General features: G+C 39.7%; 27 protein-coding genes. 8 read left to right on the plus strand and 19 right to left on the minus strand.

Features of this window, described 5'->3' with window-relative positions; genetic code table 11:
• Nucleotides 1-12: 12 nt before the first annotated feature.
• The 4 genes from ACM0OR_RS09225 to psaM all read right to left on the minus strand — a co-directional run bounded on the left by ACM0OR_RS09225 (nucleotide 13) and on the right by psaM (nucleotide 3,595).
• A complete protein-coding gene (locus ACM0OR_RS09225; protein WP_414575984.1) occupies nucleotides 13-1,758 on the minus strand; it encodes a DUF1565 domain-containing protein in 1,746 nt (581 codons plus the stop codon).
• 52 nt (nucleotides 1,759-1,810) lie between these two features.
• On the minus strand, nucleotides 1,811-1,939 hold the full coding sequence (locus ACM0OR_RS09230; protein ID WP_414575985.1) for a hypothetical protein: 129 nt from the start codon (nucleotides 1,937-1,939) through the stop codon (nucleotides 1,811-1,813).
• Between the two features lie 398 nt (nucleotides 1,940-2,337).
• Nucleotides 2,338-2,751, minus strand: coding sequence for a hypothetical protein (locus ACM0OR_RS09235; RefSeq protein WP_414575986.1), 414 nt, complete (start codon nucleotides 2,749-2,751; stop codon nucleotides 2,338-2,340).
• 748 nt (nucleotides 2,752-3,499) lie between these two features.
• A complete protein-coding gene (psaM, locus tag ACM0OR_RS09240) occupies nucleotides 3,500-3,595 on the minus strand; it encodes a photosystem I reaction center subunit XII (protein ID WP_027404816.1) in 96 nt (31 codons plus the stop codon).
• A gap of 159 nt (nucleotides 3,596-3,754) precedes the next feature.
• Here psaM and ACM0OR_RS09245 point away from each other — a divergent pair, with 159 nt between their 5' ends.
• Nucleotides 3,755-5,002, plus strand: coding sequence for an FGGY-family carbohydrate kinase (locus tag ACM0OR_RS09245; RefSeq protein ID WP_414575987.1), 1,248 nt, complete (start codon nucleotides 3,755-3,757; stop codon nucleotides 5,000-5,002).
• Nucleotides 5,003-5,405: 403 nt separating this feature from the next.
• Nucleotides 5,406-6,458 carry a WD40 repeat domain-containing protein gene (locus ACM0OR_RS09250; RefSeq protein WP_414575988.1) on the plus strand — a complete coding sequence of 351 codons (1,053 nt, stop codon included), beginning with the start codon at nucleotides 5,406-5,408 and terminating at the stop codon, nucleotides 6,456-6,458.
• Nucleotides 6,459-6,465: 7 nt separating this feature from the next.
• Here the strand turns inward: ACM0OR_RS09250 and ACM0OR_RS09255 are convergent, their stop codons facing one another.
• Both ACM0OR_RS09255 and ACM0OR_RS09260 read right to left on the minus strand, forming a co-directional pair.
• The gene (locus tag ACM0OR_RS09255) at nucleotides 6,466-7,437 is read right to left on the minus strand and encodes an N-acetylglucosamine kinase (protein ID WP_414575989.1); all 972 of its coding nucleotides are present in this window, start codon (nucleotides 7,435-7,437) and stop codon (nucleotides 6,466-6,468) included.
• A gap of 82 nt (nucleotides 7,438-7,519) precedes the next feature.
• Complete coding sequence (locus ACM0OR_RS09260) at nucleotides 7,520-8,779, minus strand: MFS transporter (RefSeq protein WP_414575990.1); 1,260 nt, start codon at nucleotides 8,777-8,779, stop codon at nucleotides 7,520-7,522.
• 160 nt (nucleotides 8,780-8,939) lie between these two features.
• On the opposite strand from ACM0OR_RS09260, the gene ACM0OR_RS09265 reads away from it, so the two are divergent.
• Together ACM0OR_RS09265 and ACM0OR_RS09270 are read left to right on the plus strand one after the other, a co-directional pair.
• Nucleotides 8,940-9,077 (plus strand): hypothetical protein, encoded by a 138-nt coding sequence (locus ACM0OR_RS09265; RefSeq protein ID WP_414575991.1) that lies wholly within the window; start codon nucleotides 8,940-8,942, stop codon nucleotides 9,075-9,077.
• Between the two features lie 76 nt (nucleotides 9,078-9,153).
• A complete protein-coding gene (locus tag ACM0OR_RS09270; RefSeq protein ID WP_190705353.1) occupies nucleotides 9,154-9,426 on the plus strand; it encodes a GlsB/YeaQ/YmgE family stress response membrane protein in 273 nt (90 codons plus the stop codon).
• A gap of 264 nt (nucleotides 9,427-9,690) precedes the next feature.
• Here the strand turns inward: ACM0OR_RS09270 and ACM0OR_RS09275 are convergent, their stop codons facing one another.
• A complete protein-coding gene (locus ACM0OR_RS09275) occupies nucleotides 9,691-9,873 on the minus strand; it encodes a CsbD family protein (RefSeq protein ID WP_190705351.1) in 183 nt (60 codons plus the stop codon).
• Between the two features lie 216 nt (nucleotides 9,874-10,089).
• Nucleotides 10,090-10,857, minus strand: coding sequence for a ChaB family protein (locus tag ACM0OR_RS09280; RefSeq protein WP_414575992.1), 768 nt, complete (start codon nucleotides 10,855-10,857; stop codon nucleotides 10,090-10,092).
• Between the two features lie 56 nt (nucleotides 10,858-10,913).
• On the opposite strand from ACM0OR_RS09280, the gene ACM0OR_RS09285 reads away from it, so the two are divergent.
• Nucleotides 10,914-11,036 (plus strand): hypothetical protein, encoded by a 123-nt coding sequence (locus ACM0OR_RS09285; RefSeq protein ID WP_414575993.1) that lies wholly within the window; start codon nucleotides 10,914-10,916, stop codon nucleotides 11,034-11,036.
• An 82-nt stretch (nucleotides 11,037-11,118) separates the two neighbouring features.
• Here the strand turns inward: ACM0OR_RS09285 and ACM0OR_RS09290 are convergent, their stop codons facing one another.
• Together ACM0OR_RS09290 and ACM0OR_RS09295 are read right to left on the minus strand one after the other, a co-directional pair.
• Nucleotides 11,119-11,658, minus strand: a complete 540-nt coding sequence (locus ACM0OR_RS09290; protein ID WP_414575994.1) for a Dps family protein — start codon at nucleotides 11,656-11,658, stop codon at nucleotides 11,119-11,121.
• Between the two features lie 222 nt (nucleotides 11,659-11,880).
• On the minus strand, nucleotides 11,881-12,231 hold the full coding sequence (locus ACM0OR_RS09295; protein WP_414575995.1) for a hypothetical protein: 351 nt from the start codon (nucleotides 12,229-12,231) through the stop codon (nucleotides 11,881-11,883).
• Between the two features lie 652 nt (nucleotides 12,232-12,883).
• Here ACM0OR_RS09295 and ACM0OR_RS09300 point away from each other — a divergent pair.
• Both ACM0OR_RS09300 and ACM0OR_RS09305 read left to right on the plus strand, forming a co-directional pair.
• Nucleotides 12,884-13,129 carry a hypothetical protein gene (locus ACM0OR_RS09300; RefSeq protein WP_414576031.1) on the plus strand — a complete coding sequence of 82 codons (246 nt, stop codon included), beginning with the start codon at nucleotides 12,884-12,886 and terminating at the stop codon, nucleotides 13,127-13,129.
• Complete coding sequence (locus ACM0OR_RS09305; RefSeq protein WP_190705339.1) at nucleotides 13,110-13,394, plus strand: hypothetical protein; 285 nt, start codon at nucleotides 13,110-13,112, stop codon at nucleotides 13,392-13,394. The genes ACM0OR_RS09300 and ACM0OR_RS09305 overlap by 20 nt, the downstream gene beginning before the upstream one ends.
• A gap of 166 nt (nucleotides 13,395-13,560) precedes the next feature.
• Here ACM0OR_RS09305 and ACM0OR_RS09310 read toward each other — a convergent pair whose 3' ends face one another.
• From ACM0OR_RS09310 to ACM0OR_RS09350, 9 genes are all read right to left on the minus strand, one after another.
• Nucleotides 13,561-14,142 carry a hypothetical protein gene (locus ACM0OR_RS09310; protein WP_414575996.1) on the minus strand — a complete coding sequence of 194 codons (582 nt, stop codon included), beginning with the start codon at nucleotides 14,140-14,142 and terminating at the stop codon, nucleotides 13,561-13,563.
• A 1-nt stretch (nucleotide 14,143) separates the two neighbouring features.
• Nucleotides 14,144-15,676 (minus strand): TrbI/VirB10 family protein, encoded by a 1,533-nt coding sequence (locus tag ACM0OR_RS09315; RefSeq protein ID WP_414575997.1) that lies wholly within the window; start codon nucleotides 15,674-15,676, stop codon nucleotides 14,144-14,146.
• A 10-nt stretch (nucleotides 15,677-15,686) separates the two neighbouring features.
• Entirely contained in the window at nucleotides 15,687-16,379 is a 693-nt protein-coding gene (locus tag ACM0OR_RS09320; protein ID WP_190705332.1) for a hypothetical protein, read from the minus strand.
• A gap of 133 nt (nucleotides 16,380-16,512) precedes the next feature.
• Nucleotides 16,513-17,328 (minus strand): hypothetical protein, encoded by an 816-nt coding sequence (locus ACM0OR_RS09325; RefSeq protein WP_414575998.1) that lies wholly within the window; start codon nucleotides 17,326-17,328, stop codon nucleotides 16,513-16,515.
• Between the two features lie 21 nt (nucleotides 17,329-17,349).
• Nucleotides 17,350-18,423: a hypothetical protein gene (locus ACM0OR_RS09330; RefSeq protein ID WP_414576032.1), complete on the minus strand. Its 1,074-nt coding sequence runs from the start codon at nucleotides 18,421-18,423 to the stop codon at nucleotides 17,350-17,352.
• 71 nt (nucleotides 18,424-18,494) lie between these two features.
• Nucleotides 18,495-19,250: a hypothetical protein gene (locus ACM0OR_RS09335; RefSeq protein WP_414575999.1), complete on the minus strand. Its 756-nt coding sequence runs from the start codon at nucleotides 19,248-19,250 to the stop codon at nucleotides 18,495-18,497.
• A 55-nt stretch (nucleotides 19,251-19,305) separates the two neighbouring features.
• The gene (locus ACM0OR_RS09340) at nucleotides 19,306-22,053 is read right to left on the minus strand and encodes a hypothetical protein (RefSeq protein WP_414576000.1); all 2,748 of its coding nucleotides are present in this window, start codon (nucleotides 22,051-22,053) and stop codon (nucleotides 19,306-19,308) included.
• Nucleotides 22,001-22,378: a hypothetical protein gene (locus ACM0OR_RS09345; RefSeq protein WP_414576001.1), complete on the minus strand. Its 378-nt coding sequence runs from the start codon at nucleotides 22,376-22,378 to the stop codon at nucleotides 22,001-22,003. Before ACM0OR_RS09345 ends, ACM0OR_RS09340 begins: the two co-directional genes overlap by 53 nt.
• Nucleotides 22,379-22,396: 18 nt before the next feature.
• Nucleotides 22,397-23,014, minus strand: coding sequence for a hypothetical protein (locus ACM0OR_RS09350; RefSeq protein ID WP_414576002.1), 618 nt, complete (start codon nucleotides 23,012-23,014; stop codon nucleotides 22,397-22,399).
• 599 nt (nucleotides 23,015-23,613) lie between these two features.
• Between ACM0OR_RS09350 and ACM0OR_RS09355 the strand changes: the two genes are divergently transcribed.
• Complete coding sequence (locus tag ACM0OR_RS09355) at nucleotides 23,614-24,591, plus strand: SDR family NAD(P)-dependent oxidoreductase (RefSeq protein WP_414576033.1); 978 nt, start codon at nucleotides 23,614-23,616, stop codon at nucleotides 24,589-24,591.
• Nucleotides 24,592-24,619: the final 28 nt, after the last annotated feature.

Genomic DNA, 24,619 nt, shown 5'->3' on the forward strand with positions numbered 1-24,619 from the left:
ATTCCCAATTCCCTAACTAACGATGTAAGGTGAGTTAATTGCCGTTACACGACGAGCATCTACTAAAGCTTGGTACACTATGGCTACTACCTCTGCGCGTGTAGCATCGCGGGTAGGATTGAGTAGTTTGGCATTGGGATAATTGACGATTATTTTCTTTTCTATGGCTTTGGCTACCTGATCTTTACCATAATCAGGAATTTTGGCATAATCGTCAAAAAGTTTGATGGCGTTGGTAACGTTAGTAGATAAACCCAACCCTAGTCCATTGACTAGGGAGACTATCACTTGTACACGCTGAATATTCTGGTTGGGTTTAAAAGTTCCATCGGGATAACCAGCAAGGAATAGACCTTGATACGCCTGTACGATAACCTTTAATGCCCAGAAGTTTTCAGGTACATCTTTAAATCTGATGACAGCGCGATTTGGTGGTGGGTTAAAAGCTTTAACTAATAAGGCGGCATATTGTCCGCGTGTCATCGTGGCATCAGGTTTAAATGTACCATCTGGAAAACCTGCTACTATTTCTTGTTTGACTAATTCTTGAATAAATGGGGCTGCCCAATGATTACCAATATCTTTTAAGTCTATAGGAGTTGGTGTCGGTGTCGGCGTTGGTATCGGTGTTGGTGTCGGGGTTGGTGTCGGGGTTGGTGTCGGTGTCGGAGTTGGTATCGGAGTTGGTGTCGGAGTTGGTGTCGGCGTTGGTATCGGCGTTGGTATCGGTGTCGGTGTTGGTGTTGGTGTTGGTGTTGGTATCGGCGTTGGTATCGGTGTCGGTGTCGGCGTTGGCGTCGGTGTTGGTGTTGGTGTTGGTATCGGTGTTGGTGTCGGTGTTGGTGTCGGTGTTGGTATCGGTGTTGGTGTCGGTGTGGGAGTGATAACTTGAATATCTACAAACTCTATATTTCCTGAAACCTTAGTTTTATCTATTTGATTACCGACAGACACCAATTTATTGGCACTAGCATTTTGTACATCAAATTTAGCGTTATTGCGTAAAATGTTACCGCCTGGGGTATCAGTATTGCCAAGATCAGGTAGGGCATTAACGATAACAGTCAAACCATCATCAGTATTGTTTTCAATGAGATTATTACGCAATATGGGACGGGAATTACCAGAGGCAATTATCCCAGAACGGTTTTCGTAAATTTTGTTATCTATAAGTGTGGGTGATGCAGTGTCACTAATGGCGATACCAAAACCTGTTTTAAAGCAGACATTACCTTGAATTTTACCCTGGGAATTTTTAGCGATCGCAATTCCATTGGCGGCATTCTCGGTAAACACGTTACCAATAATCACTGGGTTGGCATCACCGGTAGCAAATACACCCTCGCGCTTGCAATTAATAAAGGTGCAATTAGTAATGGTGGGGGTGGTTGATTCTGCCCAGACACCACTACCACGACTAGCGGGATTAGTAACAGTCACCCCTCTTAGTTCCGCCCCATCTAACATCACAAAGGTAACATTTTGACCAGCAAAAGTCCGACTGAGGTAGCTTCCACTACCTTCTATGAAAATATTGTTGCCTTTGTTGGCTTCATTACCGATAACTTTGACACTAAAGGGAATCGTGAAGGGGAAAATTTCACCGCTATCGGCTTTGTAATTCCCCTCGGCTAGTTGAATGACAGTATTTGGTGTAGCAACTTTCAGGGCTTGGGTAATCGTTTTAAAGGGGGATTGTTGGCTACCGGGGTTGGTGTCGCTGCCTATAACTGGATTTACGTAAAGATTTTGAGTCATATTTATACTGTAGAAAAATACATAGCCATACTAACGCTAACTGTGAAAATAGCTAGCGATCGCTAACATTTGCAACATTGACTACCAAATTTAGACAGTATATTCCAGAAAATTGTAGGATGGCTGGCTGTGGGGCTTGGCTTGGTATTTTCCCCCATTCTGATTGATTGCTTGGATTCATTCACCTAATTAGTGCAATGAATCAATTTATTCTTCTGGATAATTTAGTGAATCTGGAAAGTGACAGAAGAGCGATAGATGATAAATAAAATAACACTAGAAAAAGTTTAGATGACGCGATGTGCAACTTATTTTTGAAACCCCTCTCCAAACCTCTCCCCTGCAAGGAGAGAGGCTTTAAATCTTGCTCCCCTTCCCTGTCTCCGACACGCTGCGCGTTGGCGTAGCCTCTCGTAGAGAATGTAGGGAAGGGGTTGGGGGTTAGGTTTGAGAGAAAGTTGCACACGGCGTTAGATGTTAACTAATAACTATAAGAAATTTGCACCCAGGGCTATTTTTTAGCAATAATTACTTCTGTCAGCAACTTGTATGATGCCAATCACCAATTGAATATTTTGCTTAGGGTGAAGGCTCTGAAATGTCTATTTGCTGTCCATATTGATTGGTTAAAACAATCGGACGTTGACCAGGTTCAAATTTATATGTTTGTTGCTGCATAACACTTTTAGTTTGGCGCGGATCAAAATTACGGCTAAATTCAGCCTGTAAAATGCTGACGCGTTTTTCTATTTGCTTAACTTCTGTACTAACTTCTCGCAACTTACTTTGCTGTGAAAAATGATTTGGTACAAGTTGAACTAATGCGGATATTGCTGTTGCTGAAATAACGAAATTGACAGCTACCTTGGCTGAAACTTCTACAGCCATCACCTTGTAAGAACGTTGGCGAAGATGGCGTTTTGGCCGAGGAATAGCTTGTTGTTTTTGTATAGGTGGTTGTTGTGGAGGTCTAGAAGGTTGAAAAGCGTTCATGATGCTTCTTAAAAAGAGAAATTTCCTGATGAATAAAGCAAGTCATAAAGAGCCTATTAGCTATTATTACGACTAAGATTAGCTGACATATTACTTCATTTTTTCCAAATTGCTACACGTATGTTAATTGTCAAAAAAAACAAACCACACGTAAGTAACTGGTTTAACTTAATGGTATTTGTCCACCAGTTTATGAAAACTGCACCTGATCTGCCAGGATTATTATTCTTTTAGTAATTAATGTCAATTCCAAACCGTATTCTCACTGGTAAATCACAAGTTGTTGTATGATGTATTTTTTGTGCTTGTTTAGTCTTTACCTGTATTCAGATGGGACTAATTGCTTCCAAGGTATCAAAACAATCTTGTTATTGTCAATTTTAATTTGCTAATACCTGTTAATACGTCTGTATTTATATTGATTGTCATAGCTTTTAGCTAATGATCTCAGTTATATTATTTCAGTATTAATAAGGTTATTTTTGAATAAAGTTAGTTCTAAATTATACTAAGTTAATTATGACAAGTGTAATAGGGTAAAACCTTAAGTAATCGCCGAAATTGTCTATAGGCTACAAGGGTAATTAATTTTGAATTTTGTAGGCTGGCCTTTTTGAATCAGGTTTAAGAATAACCGTAGGGTATTTTGAATTTTGAATCTGGAGCGCAGCGACGCGACTCCTGCCTTGATGCTTCCAAGAGTGGAGCATAAATAATTAGACTCCACTCTTGATAACGTATGGTGGCGTTATTTGTAAAGTTCTGTAGCTAACCGCCAAGCCAGAATGCCTGGGATTAGTGCCACAACTAGCGCAATGTAAACTTGAGTGTCAGAGATAGGCATGGTTGTAAACCTCCTGAGCGTCAAACTAATTTTTAAGAGTTCGTTTACTACTTTTCCTTGTTTTGCCAAAATTGTGGAACATCTTGTTGCATCTTGTAACAAAATCCGTGATGAATTCGGTAGTTTGGGTTATTTTTCAGCAAAAAAATTTATAAAACTATGAGTTTTTATTTGGGGATCGACTTTGGTACTTCTGGGGCGAGGGCAGTGGTAATTGATGAAGCAGCCCAAATCCAGACACAAGTACGATATCCTTGGGCAACAGGGGCGATCGCTGATGTAACATCATGGGAGACGGCATTATGGACGCTGCTGGCGCAAATACCGGAGAATTGGCGGCGAAAAATGAGAGCGATCGCTATTAACGGTACTTCCTCAACTGTGTTATTGTGCGATGATGCAGGCAACCCCATATCTACACCCTTACTCTACAACGACGCGCGGGGATCATTGGTGCTGGATAAATTGAGCCAGATAGCACCGCCAAATCATACCGTTTTCAGCGCAACTTCCAGCTTGGCTAAACTTTTTTGGATGATGCAATTACCCACTTTTAGCGAAGCGAGATATTTCTTACATCAAACTGATTGGTTGGGATTTCTGCTACATGGCCAGTTGGGAATCAGTGACTACCACAATGCTTTAAAGCTGGGTTATGACGTGGAACAATTACAATACCCAGAATGGCTGACAAGTCTGCAACTACCGATTCAACTACCCCAAGTATTAACGCCTGGGACTCCCATAGCAGAATTACGTGCTGAAATTGCCAATCAGTTTTTGTTTCCTCCTAATTGTTTAGTTTGTGCCGGCACTACTGATAGTATTGCGGCCTTTTTAGCCAGTGGTGCAACATCGCCAGGGCAAGCCGTGACTTCCCTGGGTTCAACTTTGGTACTCAAACTTTTGAGTCGTACCCGTGTAGAAGATTCGCGATATGGTATTTACAGCCATCGGCTAGGTGATTTGTGGCTGACGGGTGGTGCTTCTAATACTGGAGGTGCGGTGTTAAGGGAATTTTTCACTGATGCAGAGTTAGAAAATCTGAGTCGTGAAATTGATAGTTCGCAGGCCAGTAAGTTAGATTATTATCCCTTGTTGAAAGCAGGGGAACGCTTCCCCATTAACGATCCCAATTTACTCCCACGACTCACACCACGCCCAGATCATCCAGTGGAATTTCTACATGGCTTGTTAGAAAGTATCGCTCGTATAGAAGCGCGAGGCTATGAATTATTACAACAATTAGGTTCTGATAGCTTAAATCGAGTCTATACAGCCGGTGGAGGTGCAAAAAACCCTACTTGGGATGCAATTCGTCAACAGTGTTTAAAAGTGCCAGTAGTCTCGTCTGTGAATACAGAAGCCGCCTATGGAACAGCACTTTTGGCGAAGTCTAAATTTTAATGAATTTAATTTTGCACAACTACTTATCAGTATCATCTGTTCACAAAAATCTGTTAAATCCGTATCTCTCCCAGTGACAATCAATATATCACGGCTGATACTGGGTTTATTAGATACCAGATTCTAAAGTTCCAGGTTCGTCATCTGGGCAGCTATTTGGGGGTAGGTGCTTGTCATCTATCCCCTTAACTCATTTGTAATGGATAGGACTTACGCACAAATTACGGAATAGCGTGCGCGTAGCGCATACCACAGAGACACAGAGAACACAGAGAAATAAGGGCTTTATCAAGCTGACATTTAATTCTTTCCGTAAATACCCAGTGTTAAGCAGTAGTAACTTCTTAAAGCAGATAAAAAAGAATAATTTCTGCTTTTCAAAATCTTTAAGCAGAGTAAAATTATGCTTGTCTTCAAGTTTCGGCAAAGATTATTACAAGGTGTTACTGCCTTAATGTTGGGATTATTTATCACTTCTTCATATAGTTATTTCCGCTATAGATTTATTGCCAATCCCATATATTTGATTAATAGCTTGCCCAGTAGTTTCTTTTTAGAAAAAGCCTTACCTGTAAACTCTACAGTTGATTCTATTGATTTCAGTCCTGATGGACAAACTATCACTATTAGTAGCGGAAAAAACATCCAACTCTATAACCTAAAAACGGGAGAAGAAATTGATATTATCAGTGGAAATTCTTGGGGTGTTAATTCGGCAGTTATCAGTCCAGATGGCAAAATTTTGGCTAGTGGTGGTAGTGATGACACTATCAAACTTTGGGATCTGAGAACAAGAAAAGAAATACTTACTCTTAAAGGACATAACTTGGGGATTAATTCCGTAGTTTTTACCCCCGATAGTAAAAAGCTGATTAGTGGTGGTTGGGATAATACTATTAAAATCTGGAATGTAGCCACAGGTGAAAAAATACATACCGTAAAAGAAGACGAACTCAAGATTACTTCCATAGCTTTGAGTCCTGATGGTAAGACTATTGCTAGTCCTAGTTGGGAAATAGATAAAACTATCAAACTCTGGGATGTAGAAACAGGTACAAAAGTCCGCACTCTAACAGGACATTCATCTACACTGCGAGCGATCGCTTTTAGTTCTGATAGCAAAACTCTTGCTAGTGCTGCCAATGATAACACTATCAAGCTGTGGAATCTCACAACAGGACAAGAAATCCGCACTTTACAAGGCCTTAGTGCTAACTCTTTGAGCTTTCATCCTAATGGTCAAATTCTCGCAAGTGCAACCAACACAACTCAAAGCATCAGTCATGGCGTTGGAGACAACGATATTAAACTGTGGAATGTCACAACAGGAGAAGAAATTCGCAGTCTCAAGGGACATATATTTGGGGTTTTCTCTCTGGCCTTTAGTCCTGATGGTAAAACTCTTGTCAGTAGTGGTGGAGATGAGACTGTAAAAATTTGGCGGGTGTCACCTTAAGACGGCGTTATTGTTCTGTTTCTACTAGTCTCTGCAAAGCCAACAAAGCAGCACCATAAGCAGGTTCAAAACGAGGAAAGATGATATTTACTTGAGGATATTTCTTCACAATAGATGTATTAAATCTCGCTTGCATCTCACATTTACCCCGCCATACACTTCCTGTTGTGACTATTTCAAACACTGAGTCAGAGTCGAAAATGGCTTCAATTACTGTAGATGTCGCTTTTACTAATTCTTGGACAGCATCATCAATGAGATGATTAGCTACTTCATCACCAGAGGCGGCGGCTGAATCTACAATTGGTGCTAAAGCAGCTATTTGTTTAACTCCCCACCCACGGCGATAGATGACTTCAATTAAATCTTCGATACTTGCCAAATTCAAATGCTGTTGAAAATCTTCTACAAGTCTGGTGTATTTTTCCCGTCCATCATAAGCTTTTAATGCTGCTTGCATCCCGCCAACGGCAATTTGATAGGCACTACCTTCATCGCCTAAAATATACCCCCAGCCACCTACTCGCTTAGTTTCTCCCTGAGAATTACGACCGAAAACTATAGAACCAGTACCGACTGCGACGACAATTCCTACAGCATGACCAATTCCGCCAACTAAAGCAATCAAAGCATCATTACAAATAACAATATTAGATGGCTGAAAATCCCAAATAATAGGTAAAGAATGATTGTTTTGTAATTCTTTGACTATATCTTTGACTATTTTCATATCTTCGGCACGACTGACACCAGCTAAACCAAGACATAGCGAGGTAATTTTGATTGAATTTGTTAATTTTAATGCTTCATTCGCTGCTTGATAAATTGCTGATTCAATAGATTTTAATGCTGCTGCTTTGCCTATACTCTGATAGTTTGCTGCACCTGCTTGACCGCGATCAATGATTTGATGTGTATCATCCATTAAGATACACACTGTTTTGCTACCGCCGCCGTCTATTCCTAAGACATAACGCATGGTTTTCGTAGTATTAATTCTTGTGTTTGTAGTAAGGACTTTAGTGCTTAGATAAATCAGGACTAAAGTCCTTACTACGAATTTAATTTCGCCTATCTGCTTTTAAAGGGATGAAAAATAAAGTCATCATTCCAGGGATGGTCAGGAGACAAACCAGAACAAAAAATAAGGGATATCCTAATGAATTTTGCAAATAGCCGCTAACTATCCCCGGTAGCATCATTCCTAATGCCATAATGCCTGTAGATATGGCGAAGTGAGAGGTTTTATATTCTCCTTGAGAAATGTACATTAAATACACAGTAAAAGCCGTAAACCCAAAACCATAGCCAAATTGTTCTAAGGAAACTAGGGGATAGACTAATTTCATTGAAGGTTTAGTATAAGCCATGTAAACATAAAATAAATCTGGTAAGTTCAAAGCTAAAGCCATAGGCAATATACATTTTTTTAACCCATATCTAGCTATTACTAAACCACCAAGTATGCCACCAAAAATTAGAGATACTACGCCAAATGTGCCATATACTAAACCAACTTCTGATGTATTTAACCCTAGTCCACCTACCTCTGGGTTATCTAACAGAAATAAGGAGGCTATTTTCACAAGCATTGCTTCACCTAATCGATAGAGCAATATAAAAGCTAAGATAGCGAAAATCTTTTCTTGCTGAAAATAGGAAGTAATAATTTTGATAAATGGTATCTGATTAATTTCTTTAGGCTGTCTGGGTTGATCAGACTCCGGTAAGGGTAGAACTAGACGATGAAAGATAAACAGTATTGCCAGTATGACAGCAGAAAAACCAATTGCTACAGTCCAACTTAAGGGAATATTATTTAGGTAACCTTCAAGTAAACCAGCTATAATCACTAAAAACCCAGAGCCGAAGATAACAGCCAGTCTATAAAATAATGAGCGAATACCAGAAAAGAAGGCTTGTTTTTCTGGAGTTAAGGCTAAAAGATAAAAGCCATCTGTAGCTATGTCATAAGTTGCTGAAATAAATGCTCCTAATGTCAAAGCAGCCAGGGAGATAAAAAAGAAATTTGGCAATTGTAAACAAAAAGCTACTATACCCAAACAGCAACACATTGCTAACTGGGTAGAAAGCATCCATTTTCTTTTTGTTGAGTAAATATCTACAATTGGCCCCCAAAACATCTTGATTACCCAAGGTAGATACAGAAAGCTAGTCCATAGGGCAATTTGTGAGTTACTTATACCAAGTTTTTTGTAAAAGATAACAGAAACGGTGTTGATAATGACGTAAGGTACACCAGAAGTAAAATATAGGGTGGGGATATATTCCCAAGGGGAAGATTTAGAATGATTCCGCATTAATTTCCCTGAAAAAAGGTTTTAAAAGCTTCTAAATGAGGTTGACAATGTTTACCTCTTTAGAAATACTTCCTGAAAATTATAAACGTCAATTGTAGTATTAAACAATTTAAAAAATAATATTGATCATCCTATCTTTGGGGTGCTAAGTGATACTTTTGTGTTTATTAATCTAGTGGCGATCGCCAACTCCGTAAAACTCGCACAGGCTCATTCCCTAATCCCTACCTACGCAAAACAAGTATGGCTACACCACACTACGGGAACAAAAATCACAGCAGCTTACTATAGTAATTAATACTTATTTCTTCCGGCAGAAGGAAAAACAGAATTTAATTAATAAATTACTGGTAAGTGTTTTGCAAAATTAAATTATGAACATTATCGCTTGGATAATTCTTGGTATTATTGCCGGAGCGATCGCCAAGGCTATTTATCCTGGTCGTCAGGGCGGTGGTATCGTGTCAGCAATGATTTTAGGTATCATTGGTGCTTTAATTGGCGGTACTATAGTCACTCTTTTAGAAACAGGAAGACTACAACTGACAGCAGCTACTCTCAGTATTCCTGGTCTGATTGTTGCTATTATCGGTGCAATAATTGCTATTTTTATCTGGGGTTTAATAACTGGACGTACCAGTCACTAAGAAAGTATAAAATTCTTATGGTTAGAGTGAATTTATTCTCAACTAACCTTTATTTAATTACATAAAATATAAAAACTCCACTGCTTAGTATCAAGGGTGGAGTCTAAAATTAAGCTGGCAGAAAACAGTCCTGATGAAACTAGTTTCACAGCCAAGCATGAAAATTTTATTAGGGATTGGGATTTTTATTCCGCATAGGCTTGCGCTCCGCCATACTAAACAGCATTTTCAAATAAATTTGTTTGATTTCTGCTTTTTGATTGATTAGTCAATAGCTTTCTTCAACTCGTCTTTGATGTTTTCTGTAGTGTGAATTACTTGAGCTTCAACTTGCTTTGCTTTGCCTTCTGCTCTATCAGATGGGTTTCCAGTAATTTCGCCAATTCCTTCTTGTAGTTTGCCTTCAATATTTTTGATTGTTGCTTCAACTCTTTTTTCATTACTCATATTAAATAACCTCAAAATTTTAGAACCATTCACATAAGATAAATTATCAGAATCAAATATTTTTTATCACTACCACTAGATAGATTCTCTGATCTATTATTTCATCACCTAAGATAGATGAAAAACAGCAGAAATAGTGAATGGTTGATGAACTAAAGTTCATCAACCATTCCTCATAGATTACACAAATATAATCACTAAAGCTAAAACAATAGCTTAAACACCAACTTTAGCTTTTGACCAAACACCGTTTTCATCTTCATCAAATTTTTGATGGACATCTGCCCAAGCTGCTTGTTCAGCTGTAAACTCATCACTAGTTTCATTTAACACCGCGTTATAGCGTTGAATAAATGTGTTTTGAGCTTCTGATGAAAGATGAGAACGAACTTCAGGAGACAAGTCTTCTGGACTGTTGCAAGGCCCTGGGCAGGGATGAGTTAAAGTTTTGTCAATGGTATTAATTTCTTCTGCACCAGCACTTTCGAGTAGTAACTGAAATTCACCAGCGCGATCGCTTGGGACTTCTACCATGAGTAAAAATTCGCCGGCTTGCAGGCGGGTTTGGTAGATGGCGGCTTTATCTTCAGGCATTCCCAAGGTAGTCAAAACTGATACTAAACCCGCACCAGCACTACCTGCGATCGCACCACTAGCAGCCCCTAACAACAAGGCACTAATGGGGCCGGCTGCCACAATAGGGCCGACAAAAGGAATAAACAGTACACCGACACCTGTCAGCAAGCTGAGAAATGAACCAAACAAAGAACCAAAGATTGCCCCTGTTCTTAAACCTCCCAAAATTACATCTCTTTTAGAGATGAATCCTGCAATGCGAGTTTCTGACTCGAAGTTTCTACCCATGATTGAAATATGATCTCTGGGTACACCTCTATCTAATAAACGACGAATTACATCATCAACTTGCTTCTGTTCTTTAAATACGGCGGAAATTGTCCGTTCTGCTTGATAAACTTCTGGCACTTGTATGCTCCTTGAAAATAAGGGATAGGTAATAGGTGAGAGGTGACAGGTGACAGGTGACAGACCGGATGTCTCACAAATCCGCAGGTTGGGAAGCCACCGCCTTGGACGAGTCTCCCGGCTTGGGGCGAGTGGCGTTTGACGTAAGGAAACCCAACACTGAGATAGATATTAGGTGAGTTATTCCACCAGATATTAAGACGTAGCAATCCTACGTCTCTACTCTTTCCTGTTCCCTGTCACCTGTCCCCTGTTCCCTTCTTACACGCCTACAGGGGTTTTAGTTTCTGTTGCTGGTTGTGTACCACTTGGTTGTAATGCTTCTCCTTCAATAAATGAGCGCAGCATCCAAGCTATTTCTTCATGATCTTCCATGAGTTCGGTGAGGAAATCGGCAGTTCCTTGGTCATGGAACTCTTCACCACTGCGGTCTACATGATCTCTTAAGTTCCGAATGATTTGCTCATGATCTTCCATCAGTCGCGCTACCATCTCAGTAGCAGTGGGAACATCTCCACCATGTTCTTTAAGAGTTGTCATCTGGAGAAATCCCTCCATTGTGCCTATAGGATAACCACCCAAAGCACGAATCCGTTCAGCCAACTCATCAATATTTTCTGTTAGCTCTTGGTAATGTTCTTCCCAGAGTTCATGCAGACTACGGAATTGAGGGCCAACTACATCCCAATGGTACTTTTTGGTTTTTACTAATAGGAGGTAAGAATCTGCTAAATCTTGATTTAACAAATTAATTACACCTTGACGCTGTTCTTCTGTTAAACCAATATTGATAGTACGCATGGTTTTTAATTCCTAAGCTAACTTACTTACTAAATTCCCAAAAAATAGGCTTTATTTACATCAATCAAAGGAAAGATTATAAAATGACGATTTACTATAACTAAAGTAGCAGTAGATACCTTATTTATGAGATATTAAGGCATCTACTGTCCTAGTATTTTAGGTTTATGCTCAATGTTTAGATAACAGTTTTTTACCTGTCACCTGTCACCTGTCACCTAATTACTTATTACCTGTAACTTTTTCTAAGAAACTCTTAACTTCATCTTCTACGGAAGTTGCACCTTGGGAATTTGCTGGACGCTTCATCTTATCGATATCAGCAGCCCCTTGTACTTCATTAAGTCCCTCGTTGGATTTTTTTTGCACTTCTTTCAGTGTGGCAGGTGGAGACTTAGCCATTTCGTCAGTTTGGCGTTGTGTTTCTAGAAGTTGTGTAGTACCTTCTGTTGATTCGCTTTGGTAGCTCTCAATTGCAAAAGCTGGAATGGTGCTAGATAACAATAGCAACGCACAGGTAAAGGCGATAATTAAAAACTTGACTTGGCTTAGAACAGAGCTAAAAATCTTCATTGTTAATCCTCTATTACATTTTGCAAAACTCATAACTTAATTGACTTGATAGAATTTTGTTGAATTAAAACATAGTTTCTATCTATCTTTTTTGAGAAAGTTATGATTGTTTAAACCCTGTTGAAAAATCCTGCTATTTTCCTATATGATTTAAATAGGCAAATAATAAATTAATTGTGTTTCAGGATATTTTGGCTAACAAGGTTTACGCAATGATTATATTGTTACTGAAAAAATTATATTAAAAATCGACCCATAGAAATAAATTTATTGTATTCATCTAAAAAATAAAATCATTCTTGTGATATATCGACTAAATAGATTTATTTGTTTTGCTAAAAGGCATAACTTTAAATAAGTTCAAATCAATAATTCTCTATTACTTCAGACAGAGGTTCTTGTATCAGTAAAATCACGGCAAAAAATTATCGCTACTACTGAGTAAATACTCAGTGTAATACCAGCAACACTTATAAGATTTTTTGTGAATGTAATAATATTTTTAAGAGGAAACCGCGATCGCCTCAAATCTATTTTCCGCAAATGCGCTGATGGTTTAGTATCCCATCTTCATAAATTCCGCAGAAACACGGTTACGCTAATTTGTGGTTTCGATCAACACTGCAATCATCAAGTTTATGAGGGTACAGTTATGATTAGCCCTGTAACTAATGTCATTCGATGCAATGTACAAAAAGCTAAAGAGGTAGGTCTCAAATGGGAAAATGCTTCATGTAGCGAGCTGAGAACTTATTGTTTAGAAATTCTTAAGGAAATTGGATGTAGCGATAACGAACTTCCTGACAACTTACAAACACGAGAACAGCAATTAAATTTTATTACAGGTTTTGCATCTTTTGCTTTTGGGGAGGTGCAAAATGTCCAAAGCTGTAATTGAAGATATTTTTTACGATCCCGAATGGTCAGAAGAGACTACTTTTCCGGCAACAGATAGAGATTTATTGATTTTGACAGAAAAGCTATCCGATGAAGAAGTCCCTACCAAAGTTTTCTTTCAAGCGATCGCGATCGCTGCTTACGATGGTGCAGCTGCTTTCCGCTATGCTGATAATTATCTAACTACTGTTAAAAATAAGCATAAGCGCAAGCGCAAAAATGTACTTTTGTTAAGACAACCGTTGTTTAATTTTAGCCAAAATTGATTACTGAACTATTTACTAAAAGTTGCAGGTGTAGGTTTTTCACACCACGGCGAATTTTATCCCAATTCAAAATTCAAAATTTTTTTCTGGCATTTATTTACTTTATCTGTAAAAAACCTACACACATATCAACTCTCTACCAACCTCTGCATCTAATTAATACTCCTTAGCGAGAAACTCTGACGCATGATGCTCCACCAGGAGACGGATCAGCAAAAACTGCTAAGGTATGATATTCCGGTTCTTCATTTCCATAGAGAACTCTAAAAGTGTATAGTTTTGGTTGACCTTGAGCTTCGGTAATTACTGTTAAAAGTGTATTATTAGTGTTGGGCAATCCGGGAATTTTCAGTTTGGCAATGCGTCGCAGTTGAATGACATTAGCTCCTGAGTTTTTACAATCTCCTGTAGCACCACTTTCTTGACCAAACTGCATACACATAGGGCCATCAAAGTCTAATATTACTTGTGATGGGTCGTTGAGCCAAACCTTTCTAATGGTTTCGCCTGCGGGGATAAAGCTTAAGTTTGTTCCTTGCTGATACCAAACTTTGATAGTAGGTACAACTCCCCCTAAACCCTGCGCTTGACAGGAAAAAATTGACCGGAGAACAGCGTTATTAGCTGTAGCACGACCTGCTAATAATAAGATTGCTCCTGCAAATATCAGAGAAACACCGTTGCAGAAATGACGATGTAACCAGGTATTCGTTAGGGAAAGAGGGTGCGTAAGCTTGCATTCTTTCATTTTAAAATTGCATTGATTGATTGACATATATCTCAACTTCAGTTCCAGCAGATAGCAGCCAAATATTGCTTTTTTGCATCATTTGCGCGATCGCTTGTTGATTGCGCTGGGAAATTTGGGGAACAACGGAACTTAAACCACCTTCAACTACCCCAGCTAAGATGTTTCTGCGGTTGGAGTCGTTGGTGACAATAGTAACAGTACCTGTACCAGTAGTGACTGTGGAATCGTTGCGATTATACAACTCTGCGGCTTTGGCAATCCCACCTAACACAAATAATCCTGTATCCATTGAGGCTATTGATGAGCTGCGATTGGGATATTGCTGTGCTATCAGGGGACGACCTCCAGAAGCACGGATGAGGAGGGCGTTTTCAGGTATGTCTCTTTCTCTGAGGTTGCCGTTATCTGGGATGATGACCTTGACTATCTTCATCTGGACTAAACCCTGTTCAGAAATCGAGGTTACTTGGGTTAATAACTCAGTTTTAGCAGGTAAAGCGATCGCGCCTTCTCCGTCTTTAAGTGCTTCTCGCAACTGCACAACAAACAAGTTGGGATTGTCGTTATTACTCTCATTCCCTCTACCTCTAGTATTTTCACCAAACACAGCCGTTGCCAAAACACCTTTGGCACTAGTTCCTACCTTGAGAGATTTAGGGGTTTGATATCTTGCTTGGCTGATTGGAGCTGTTCTTTGTGGTGATTCGGATACCCTAGGATTTACAGCCTGGGGTGGAACATAGCTATTATTTTCCTGTGGTGGAACAGAGGCCGTTACTCTAGGGGCATCACCAATATTTACCTCTCCATAGCTACCCAACTTGGCTAACCTTGACCATTCTCCAAAGGGGTTGGGTGTGGGTGGTGCAGTCGTTGGTTGCACTGGGGGGGGTGGTGGTAGCTGTGGAATAGCAGAATTTGCTACAGGGATGGGTGGGGGTAAATAGGGGTTGGCTGCAACTCGCTCAACTATCACAGTCCGTGGTGCAGGTTGCGCCGACAATCTATCAGTTGTTGCACGAGGGTTATTTTGTACAGTGGGAGAGACAGTTGGAGGTGTAGTTGCATTTCTCAGATTTTGTTGTGCAGTCTTCACCGCCTGGGCTTGTTCAGCCAGAGCTAATTTAGTCTTGAGGGTTTCTACTTCTTGCTCTAGGTTTGGTTCTGGAGATAAATTGGCCACTGGTGATGGAGTGGGTGACGCAACTATAGGTTTTGGCTTTTGATTGTTACCGCTCATCATTTGCGATAAAAACATCCCAGCCACCACCACGATAGTTAAGGTAGCCGTACCCACTAAGGCTAATTTGGCGAAGGGATTAGAGGCTAGAGGTTGTTCTGTTGGAGCTGCTTGTGGTGCAGAAGGAGATACTTCATCTCCCAGAGATTGACGATTAACATCTATAGATTCTTCTTCCAAGCCAACCAACTTCGCCATCTTTGATTCCCAATCATCTAATTGGTAATCCTCAGTGGTTAAAGGGGTGAGTGGTTTCGGGGGTGTTTCGGAAATAGCAGAATAGGGAGTCATGGTGTAATGCTTAGTTGGAATTACCTGAACAGTTCTTGTCTTCGAGGTCGCAGATATTGTAAATTTCTAACCGAGCTTCACCCAAACGGTAAGCAGCTAAATGCCAGGGTAGGGGTGTAGGGGGTAGAGAAATTACTGATTCATCTATAGCTCTTACTAAAACTTGTTTATTAAAGGAAATTGACCTACCTAAGTTGTCAGAATTATTAAAAATTAATTGATTAGCTAAAATTTCTACCTTCCATTTTCCCTCACCAACGGGGGTTGGCTGGGAAATTCTCTGGATGATGAATATATGTTCATCACTTCTATTAGTATTGCCAAATTTCCGAGAGAAATTCAAATTATTAATCTCAGATAAAAATTTTGATTGAAAATTACTAGCTAATAACGAAGAACTAGTTTCCCAGATGGTTGCTTGTGGCTGTTTGGATGACCAAGTGAGCATCAGAGTCATGGTTTCACCCACAAAGCGGCGAATTGTTTCTGGATGTCTCTCTATACTTGATTTTGGGTCTACTGTAATCGCATTACCGTTGACAAGTTGCACTAAACTGCGCGGTGTTAATCGCTGATTTAATAGCTCTAACATCGACCCGTGAAACATCAACAACAGTAAGGTAAACAGGTGTAACCCAAATGTGCCGACAGCCAACAGAGGGAGAATACTACTTTTTCTAGTTTCAGATTTCAGTAATTGCATAATAAGAGTGACTAGAGAATAGAAGCTGTCTTACTCTGTGCCTCTGTGTCTCTGGGGTTAAATCTTTTTCACCACAGAGGCACATTCGCGGAGCGTCCCGCAGGGAAGACACAGAGAAAAAATAGTCTTGAATTTATTTAATGAAACTATCATTTGTACATGGATTTGATTGATTTGCATCTCCATTGTTATAGTTATCTATCAAACATAAATTCCGAATTTCATAAATTTCTAATTTGTCAGTGCGACTACTATAAATGGCTTTTTGCAAGTCGGTGCTATTTTCTACTAAAGGATAGGGAAAATAATCTACTGCACGTACCAATAAATCTTTATTAAAAGGTGTAATTAATCTTTGACCATCAGCTTGTTTTTTTTGTATCAAGTCAGCTACCATCCCTACCCGCCACTGACCAGGAGAGATTTGTACGGGGGGATAGACTCGCTTGATAATTAGTTGTGCGGTCATAATTTGATTGGGGTTAGTAGCAAAAACCTCTGGTGGAGTCATGTCAGCTACCACACTCAAAAAACCTTTGCGAAAATCTTCAGAGATGGCGAAACTGGCTACCCAACTGCTAGTAGTAACCTTTTGGCTACCACCGGTTGGTGTTCTGACTAAAATTCCCGTGTCGGTTTTGGGTTTGGCGACTTCTTCAATAGTTTGTGGGGGTAAAGTTCCTGACCAATTAAACATTGACATCATCGTTTTACTGACAAACTGACGAATAGCTTGGGGTTCTCTAGCTAATTCATCAATATTATTAATCGGTTGACCATCAATTGTCTGCACAAAAGTAGGGGGTTTTCGCAGGCTCAATTGGCGGATATTCAAACCTTGTACCAGAAAAATTAATAATACTAAGAAGTGTAAACCAAAAGTGGCGATCGCAAATACTGTTAAAGCACTAATTTTTTGTTCTTTTTTTCTCGTCAATAAATTAGCCATCGCTACTTTACCCCTATCTTTTTATATTCTGTCTCTGACTAATTCCGATGAATTACTAATAGCATTAAATACTGACATTCCCCCTAAACCAGCCAAAATTAAAGATAATAGTGGTGCTAAGATTCCTAAAAAGATGATAAACCACATTAAATCAGGATTAGCATTAGGGTCTTGTGCTGGGCCATTCACTATCACTGCGGCAGTTAAGACGGCAATAATATTGAAGGAAATTTTGGCAATTCCCGCCGCTAAAAATCCTGTTATCCAAGCGAAAATTGGTTTACCAGCAACGGGTAGTAAAGAACCACCTACAGCTAAAGGGCCTAAAGCTGCTATTAGCAACATAGTAGCTTCAATTAAATTTTGAAAAGCAAACTGCAAGGAGATTAAAAAGTTTTTAATCGTGGTTTGAGCCGTATTACCTAACAAGGAATTAAAGTTATTTTCAGTAACAATTCCTGTGCCGAATCTAATTTGATTAACTTGAGTTTCTAGTCTACTAATCCAAGTTTGATCACCGTATAAATTTCTATATTCACTCCAGAGGTTATCAATTCTCTCACTGGCTTTAGTTAAGCATTGGGTTTGTTGTTCTCCAGTTAGTGACTGACAAGGACGTAGTAATGAACCAGCTACTTCTTCGGCTACACTCATATTTAATGCTTGCTGATAAACTTGATTGGCATTGGCTGTAGTAATTACTTGCTGATTCACTGTATTAATAAAATTTCTGACTCCCAAAGTCAAATTTGACAGAATGCTACCATTACCAGCATTACTTAATAGCACTACGACTATAAAAGGCCAGACAAGTGCCGATATCGGACGGGAATATTCACTGTGAATAACATCTTTGAGCCATTGCATCATGAAAAATAGGAGTGTGCCAACGGCGAAGAATACACCTAAGTTGGTTAATGCTCCATAGAGGTTGTTATTGGTATCATTTTGTAGTAAGTCTAGCCATTGATTGTCCCAACTCTCGGCTAGGCGGCGAGCAGTTGTTGCACCACTATTTAGGGTGTCGGTGATGCCAATTTCAGCTAGGATTTGTTTCGCGCATTCAACGGAGTTGTTCCCGAAGGGTAGGCGCATTCGCGGAGCGTTCTGTAGGAAAGGCGCAAAGGTAGTCATACATATTTATCTGTATACTTTGGTATTTATGATTAATTCTCTGGTTTTGTACCAAATAATTCTATCTGGGAAGTGGTGCGTAATAGTCTGGATGCTTCTGTGGCTGAATCTAATCTCCTCGCTCGATTTGATTCTTCCATTTGTTGGGAAATGTTGGCTAAGTTTAAATTGGAGTATTGAATAAATTGATTCGTTTGCAAAGTTTGGGCTAAGTTTTCAGCTATTATTTTTGATTGTTCACTCTGGATTCTAATACTTTGAAGCTGTAAGTTGGACTCTTCTGTTCTGACAATGTTGTCTGTATTAGCACCACCTAAAATACCGCCAATTTTATTTAATATACTATTAGAGTCATTATAAATATTAGTAATATTGTCTATGGTGCGTTCGGTATTTTCCAGCTTATTTTTTGTTCTGATTTGGGCATCTCTACCTAAAACACCTACTACTGAACTACGAGTAATTACTCGATTGATTTCGTTACTTACTGAATTAGAATGCACTGCTTGATTGTTTTCAAATTTATCAGGGATAGAATTAAAAAATAAAATACCTTGCCGGGCTTGTTTTCCTGCATCTACTGGATTAGGTAGATTCAAATCACCACGAGAATTATTCAGCGCATTTTGTGAGTTATTTTCTAAACTGTCACTGAGGTTATTGCTCAGGTAGTTTTGAAAGTCTGTAGAGTAATATTGAAAGTCTACCCAAACTTTACCTAATTGTGCGATCGCAGGCAAAATTAATAAGGCGGAAAAAGCTAACGTAAATGCAATAGTTTTTTTCATTTACCTATCCTCGGAGTTACATACTTATATTTCTCGACAATCTGAATTGATAAGACTAACTACCTCGCAATGAAGCGATTAACTGACGGGCAAATATAGAAATTGCTTCATATTTATTGCTATAAGTTTGCATTGCTTGTTGACGTGCAGTTTGTTCATTGGGATTATTCGCAACTACTGCCAATTGTTCGTAGCCGGGATAGTAACGACAGAAGGTAGGGATACCATTATCGTCTAGCAGCCATTGACTATATACTCCTTCTTTGCGTGGGAAAAAGCTTTCGCTGGCGTTGCGGGAAATAATTTCGCGGGGATATTTCAAGATGCTGACAAAACTATCTACGGCAACTGGTTGAATCCGCCCAATTAATCGGGTGGAGAGGTTTTGTAAAATCTTGGAGGCGGCTCTAGATTTAGCGATGGTATCGGGGTCTTGGGCTGATAAGATCACCCTAATCCCGGCTTTTGCCCCGTTAGCGCACATTCTGCCCACTAAGTCAGAAATTTGGTCAAATTCAAATAAAATTGGAGCTTCATCAATAAAGAATATGGAAGCTGGACTACTTAAAGCACGGCGTAAGGCGGCGGAATAGGCACTCAAGGAGAGTACAGCCGCATCTTCGTTATCAGAGAGGTTTCGCAGTGCAAATACCAATAGTTGTGCATCGGTAGGAAAGCTGGATGGTGCAGAGATGGCTTGTCCGACACGGCTAGATAGCCAAAATCTTAACCGGAGGTGAATTTGACTCAGTGCATCTTCAACTCTGCCACTGACAGCATCTAGTTGCAGATGTTCGGGGGAACAAAAAGACAAAAAGTCTTTGAGGGTAGGGGTTTTTTGCCAAGCTAGAGAACCGAAGCCTGCTTCTATGGCCATGCGATAGCGTTCTTGAATGCCCCTATCAGCAAAAAAGGCAGTTAACGCTAAGTTAATTAGAGAACGCACGGTTTGGGTGAGGAGTTGATTATCGCTGGATGACCCTAATATCATTGTCATTAGGGCTGATTCTAAAAAGGCGGTATAATCGAGCAGGCGATCGCGTTGTTGTTCAGGATCGAGCGATCGCAAGTCTGGTTGCTCAAATAAGTTATTGGATTGTTTAGAAATATCAAAGTAAGCCCCGTTCCCTCCCATGAACTCGGTATAGTCGGTAAAAGTTGATGTGCCGTCTGGTTTGGGGAAGTCTAAGGCAACTACAGGAATACCGTGCGCCAAGGCTTGAGTTAAAATTCCCGAAACTAATACTGATTTACCTGCACGGGTGGTAGCAAATAAAGCTAAATTTTTGTGCTGATTAAATAAGTCTAGATGTATCGGTGTACCGCCTTCTTCGGCTATTAATTCAAAGCCTTGTTTATCCCCAGCTTTGGTTAATACTAAAGGCATCAACCCCGCGACTTCACTAGTTAAATACAACTGACGACGGTTAAAAGGTTTGACTAATAAACCTTCCCAAACTATGGGTAGAGACTGTAACCAAATTTTCCAGGCATATTCTATTTCTCTCACTACCTGGGCTGGACGTTGGAAACAGTTCTCAATATATCTTGTCGCCTCGTCTAATTTTTCCACTGTGGGACGATGGACAAAAATCGCTACTCCCGTATAAATGGGAACTGCACCTTCATATAATTGTTCTTGGGCTGCAACGGATTTTTTTAACTTTAATTGGGCATTTACATCAATAGTTCTACTCTTTTCTTGCGCCATCATTGCTGTCATATTTGACTGCTTCAGCACTCGCTGCAAGGTAGTTTTGACTAAAGCTGGATTTGCTGCTGTTAGTTCACAAACAATTTCTGTATCTACTATTGTTTCTCTGGCGAGTAGTTCCCATAAATACCGCAGTTGTGCAAATTTATTCGGCCAACCACCGGGTTTTTCTAAGAAAGTTAACGCCCCAATGTACTTATTGTTGACATTTACCCATCTGCGATCGGCACAAGGTACGCTAGAATCCATCAGCATGGTTGTACTGTGGATATTCTCCATCAGCAATTTTGTACTAGGTAAGTCTGAAGAGACTTCTTCGTGCAGTCCGTTTTCATCTAAGTTAACTAACTGGGGAATTGGTATTGCTTGGGTATTGTTAAACCGCCGCCAAATATGTTCCCAAAGTTCTCCAGCATTCAGGGGTTTAATATCCAAACCCATTTTGTTAGATAGCAATTGTTCCCAACGACAAAACCCTTGTTGGTAAGCTTTGATAATAACTGTTTCTATCCGTTGATTTTCAATATCTGCAAGATCACCCTTAAATTTTAACCACCAGCCTTCAGCTTGACCTAATAGCTTTTCAATCCAATCATTGGCATTGGTGGAATTTGGTTCAATGGTGTATGTCACATAAATTTTGAGGAATTTTGGCTTACGCAGTCCCGCGTTAGTCAGTTCTTTGATTCTGGCTCTTTCTGCCATCAATAAATATTTAATATCCCGCGAAGGTGCAGATTTAATTAAGTCTGTCAGTTCTGTTTGTCGCTGTTCATCAGAACTAAACGAACCCATGTGTAATGTCATTCTTTCCCCTTCGGGGATGTCTTTTAATCCAGATTCAATATTGTTAAAAATCGTGTCTATTTGTTCACTTCTGAGGGTGGTGTGGATACCTCGACATTCAAAACCAAAAACAAAGCAGAATCTATCTTTTTGAGTTCCTTTAGTTAAAATATATGCGCCAACATCACGCCCATCTAATAAAATGCGTAGCATGGTTGACAAATGCAGAGCATCTTCAAAAGGCGTTAATCTACTTTCTTGTCCGGCGATACCGACGCTTTGTTTTCCGATTTTTTGCTTCATGGTTAACTTCTAACAAGCTTTGATAACGAGCAAAGCCTCTTGTCCAAGTGGGAACTCCGATGAATTTACTTAAAAAACGCCAACTCCTACCACCACTTAATATCCACCAAGTTGCTATTCCCCAACCAGCAATTAATGCAGTCCATAACCATCGTTGAAAGTCATCTTGGAATAATCCCCCAAAAATTCCATTGATGATAAAGTATGATGCTAGAACAATTACTGTCCAAGGAAATATTTGATCGGCAGGAATAGGGCCTAAGGATGGCTGAGAGCCTAAAATCTGATTGACTGGGCGAAAATCTTGCTGTCGTTCCTCAGACATAACTAACTATAGTTTATTTCATTTATTACCATCACCAATGATAAATCCTGTGAGAACATCTGCAACAGTCACAGCCACAACTACTAATAGAGGCGTTCTAGCTATACTTTGCCAGTCTTCATCTTTACGAACTGCGTTGATGACACCAATTAAAGCTACAGCTATATACAGTAAATAAATGGCACGTAACACATTAAATATTAAACTAACTGCGGCTTGGCTATTATTATTGCTTGATGCTCCCTCGGTTAATGTAGTTCTAAAAAAATCTTCCGCTCGTTTAAAAAATTGTGCTTGAGCCGGAGCGGCAAAATAATCTAACCAAAACAGGCTCATGATCATAGCTACAGCTAAAATCTGACAGATGATCAACCAACGTTTTGGTAGATGTGACTGTTGCCCAATTTGTTGAATTACTATGACGATTAAACTACCAGCCAATAAACAAAATAGCAAGAAAGGGCTTTTTAAGCTAACTACGCTTAAAAATACAGCACAAGCTAACAAAAACGGCACTGATTCAATTAATGTTAGCCACCAAAATTCTAATATTTTTCTAAATTTGTCAGTAACTTGTACTGGGTTAGTTGTTAAAAATCGATCAATATTTTGGGTATGAAGACTCTGCTTAGGCATTTACCAATGTCCTTACTAACTGCTGCAAATATAGGTTCGTTGTGATATTGAAACTTTGATAATTTAACATGATATAACACTCGTTATTCAAAAATTTATAGCTCCTTACTTAGAATATCCATCCCTTTATTAACTATTGTTAAAATTTAGTTAACGGCATCTTAACATTGCATTAAATAAAAGTTTTTGCTAGTATCCAATTCCAGGTTTTATAATTCCTGTCGATTGATTAGACTATGATGATGTGCCAAGAGTAAGTAACCAGGCTGAAAATTTGGGCTAATTCATGAAGGATGAGATTAATTCTATTTGGCATAAATGTCAATTTTTAATCAAAGCTTTTCAGTAAGCTGATCAATTAATGCTATGATTAGTTGCGAATATCATTAATGTTGGCGTAAATACACTAAATATAGAATCACTCCTCTTTTCTCACTAGTATAGATTTGCTTGTGATAAGCGGATTTGACACCATTGACGCATCATCTAGGTCAAAAGCTGCGGTTAGTTATGTGATTGCTTAAATTTGGGTATCTATGGCGATCGCTTTCCTGATAACCTTTGCACTAGGTTAATGGATAGGTGGCAAAATGTCTAGTCTGAAACACCTTGAGGGGAAAGTGGCGTTAGTCACAGGTGCGACGCGGGGTATTGGTAAGGGAATTGCGATCGCACTTGGTGAAGCAGGAGCGACTGTATATATTACAGGACGCAGGTTAAACCAAAACGCTAGCGATGATATTGCAGGTAGTCTGAGTGAGACGCAATTAGCCGTAGAACAAGCTGGTGGTGTGTGTATTCCCGTGCAGGTAGACCACAGCGATGATGAGCAGGTGCGCTTACTATTTGAGCGTATCCAAGATGAACAACAGGGACAACTCGACCTACTGGTAAATAACGTTTATGCAGGAGTCCCGGCATTAACGGATGCTCAAGGTAAACCCTTTTGGGAATGTGAACCGAGTCTGTGGGATGCTTGTAACAACGTTGGTCTGCGTAGCCATTATATAGCCAGTGTATTTGCTAGCCGCATCATGGCCAAGCAAAAACAGGGGCTGATTTGTAATATTTCCTCTTGGGGTGGTCTGTCTTATATATTTGGTGCAGCTTATGGTGCTGGGAAAGCCGGCTGCGATCGCCTCACATCTGATATGGCTGTAGAGTTAAAACCATACAATATTACTGCTGTTTCCATCTGGCCAGGAATCGTGGGTACAGAACTCTTTTCCCAACTCGCCTCAGAAATGGCGGAGCAAAATACCAATAATCAAACAACCTCAGTCATCAGTGAGCGATACAACTGGGAAACTCCCTTATTCACAGGACGGGTAATAGCTAAATTAGCTACAGAATCAAACATCATCCGCCGTACAGGACGCGTACAGATTGTCGCCGAATTAGCTCAACAATACAGAATCGTAGATCAAGATGGCAACCTACCTGCATCCCTACGCTCACTACGATTTCTCATCCCTTCTGCCCTACCTAGCCTCAGAAAACATTCCTGGCTCATCCCTGATATTAAAGTACCTTGGTCACTCTTACTATTAACCGCCCTCAAATCCCCTAAAATTTAATCTGAATTTTGAATTTTGAATTTTGCGA

The organism is Anabaena sp. CCY 9402-a, assembly GCF_963920945.1.
GTDB classification, from domain to species: domain Bacteria; phylum Cyanobacteriota; class Cyanobacteriia; order Cyanobacteriales; family Nostocaceae; genus Trichormus; species Trichormus minutissimus.

What these genes read in the sequence shown, in the direction of transcription:
- ACM0OR_RS09225 (WP_414575984.1), bottom strand. Translation starts at nt 1,758, where the DNA reads ATGACTCAAAATCTTTACGTAAATCCAGTTATAGGCAGCGACACCAAC.
- ACM0OR_RS09230 (WP_414575985.1), bottom strand. Translation starts at nt 1,939, where the DNA reads ATGAATCCAAGCAATCAATCAGAATGGGGGAAAATACCAAGCCAAGCC.
- ACM0OR_RS09235 (WP_414575986.1), bottom strand. Translation starts at nt 2,751, where the DNA reads ATGAACGCTTTTCAACCTTCTAGACCTCCACAACAACCACCTATACAA.
- psaM (WP_027404816.1), bottom strand. Translation starts at nt 3,595, where the DNA reads ATGCCTATCTCTGACACTCAAGTTTACATTGCGCTAGTTGTGGCACTA.
- ACM0OR_RS09245 (WP_414575987.1), top strand. Translation starts at nt 3,755, where the DNA reads ATGAGTTTTTATTTGGGGATCGACTTTGGTACTTCTGGGGCGAGGGCA.
- ACM0OR_RS09250 (WP_414575988.1), top strand. Translation starts at nt 5,406, where the DNA reads ATGCTTGTCTTCAAGTTTCGGCAAAGATTATTACAAGGTGTTACTGCC.
- ACM0OR_RS09255 (WP_414575989.1), bottom strand. Translation starts at nt 7,437, where the DNA reads ATGCGTTATGTCTTAGGAATAGACGGCGGCGGTAGCAAAACAGTGTGT.
- ACM0OR_RS09260 (WP_414575990.1), bottom strand. Translation starts at nt 8,779, where the DNA reads ATGCGGAATCATTCTAAATCTTCCCCTTGGGAATATATCCCCACCCTA.
- ACM0OR_RS09270 (WP_190705353.1), top strand. Translation starts at nt 9,154, where the DNA reads ATGAACATTATCGCTTGGATAATTCTTGGTATTATTGCCGGAGCGATC.
- ACM0OR_RS09275 (WP_190705351.1), bottom strand. Translation starts at nt 9,873, where the DNA reads ATGAGTAATGAAAAAAGAGTTGAAGCAACAATCAAAAATATTGAAGGC.
- ACM0OR_RS09290 (WP_414575994.1), bottom strand. Translation starts at nt 11,658, where the DNA reads ATGCGTACTATCAATATTGGTTTAACAGAAGAACAGCGTCAAGGTGTA.
- ACM0OR_RS09295 (WP_414575995.1), bottom strand. Translation starts at nt 12,231, where the DNA reads ATGAAGATTTTTAGCTCTGTTCTAAGCCAAGTCAAGTTTTTAATTATC.
- ACM0OR_RS09300 (WP_414576031.1), top strand. Translation starts at nt 12,884, where the DNA reads ATGATTAGCCCTGTAACTAATGTCATTCGATGCAATGTACAAAAAGCT.
- ACM0OR_RS09305 (WP_190705339.1), top strand. Translation starts at nt 13,110, where the DNA reads ATGTCCAAAGCTGTAATTGAAGATATTTTTTACGATCCCGAATGGTCA.
- ACM0OR_RS09310 (WP_414575996.1), bottom strand. Translation starts at nt 14,142, where the DNA reads ATGAAAGAATGCAAGCTTACGCACCCTCTTTCCCTAACGAATACCTGG.
- ACM0OR_RS09315 (WP_414575997.1), bottom strand. Translation starts at nt 15,676, where the DNA reads ATGACTCCCTATTCTGCTATTTCCGAAACACCCCCGAAACCACTCACC.
- ACM0OR_RS09320 (WP_190705332.1), bottom strand. Translation starts at nt 16,379, where the DNA reads ATGCAATTACTGAAATCTGAAACTAGAAAAAGTAGTATTCTCCCTCTG.
- ACM0OR_RS09325 (WP_414575998.1), bottom strand. Translation starts at nt 17,328, where the DNA reads ATGGCTAATTTATTGACGAGAAAAAAAGAACAAAAAATTAGTGCTTTA.
- ACM0OR_RS09330 (WP_414576032.1), bottom strand. Translation starts at nt 18,423, where the DNA reads ATGCGCCTACCCTTCGGGAACAACTCCGTTGAATGCGCGAAACAAATC.
- ACM0OR_RS09335 (WP_414575999.1), bottom strand. Translation starts at nt 19,250, where the DNA reads ATGAAAAAAACTATTGCATTTACGTTAGCTTTTTCCGCCTTATTAATT.
- ACM0OR_RS09340 (WP_414576000.1), bottom strand. Translation starts at nt 22,053, where the DNA reads ATGAAGCAAAAAATCGGAAAACAAAGCGTCGGTATCGCCGGACAAGAA.
- ACM0OR_RS09345 (WP_414576001.1), bottom strand. Translation starts at nt 22,378, where the DNA reads ATGTCTGAGGAACGACAGCAAGATTTTCGCCCAGTCAATCAGATTTTA.
- ACM0OR_RS09350 (WP_414576002.1), bottom strand. Translation starts at nt 23,014, where the DNA reads ATGCCTAAGCAGAGTCTTCATACCCAAAATATTGATCGATTTTTAACA.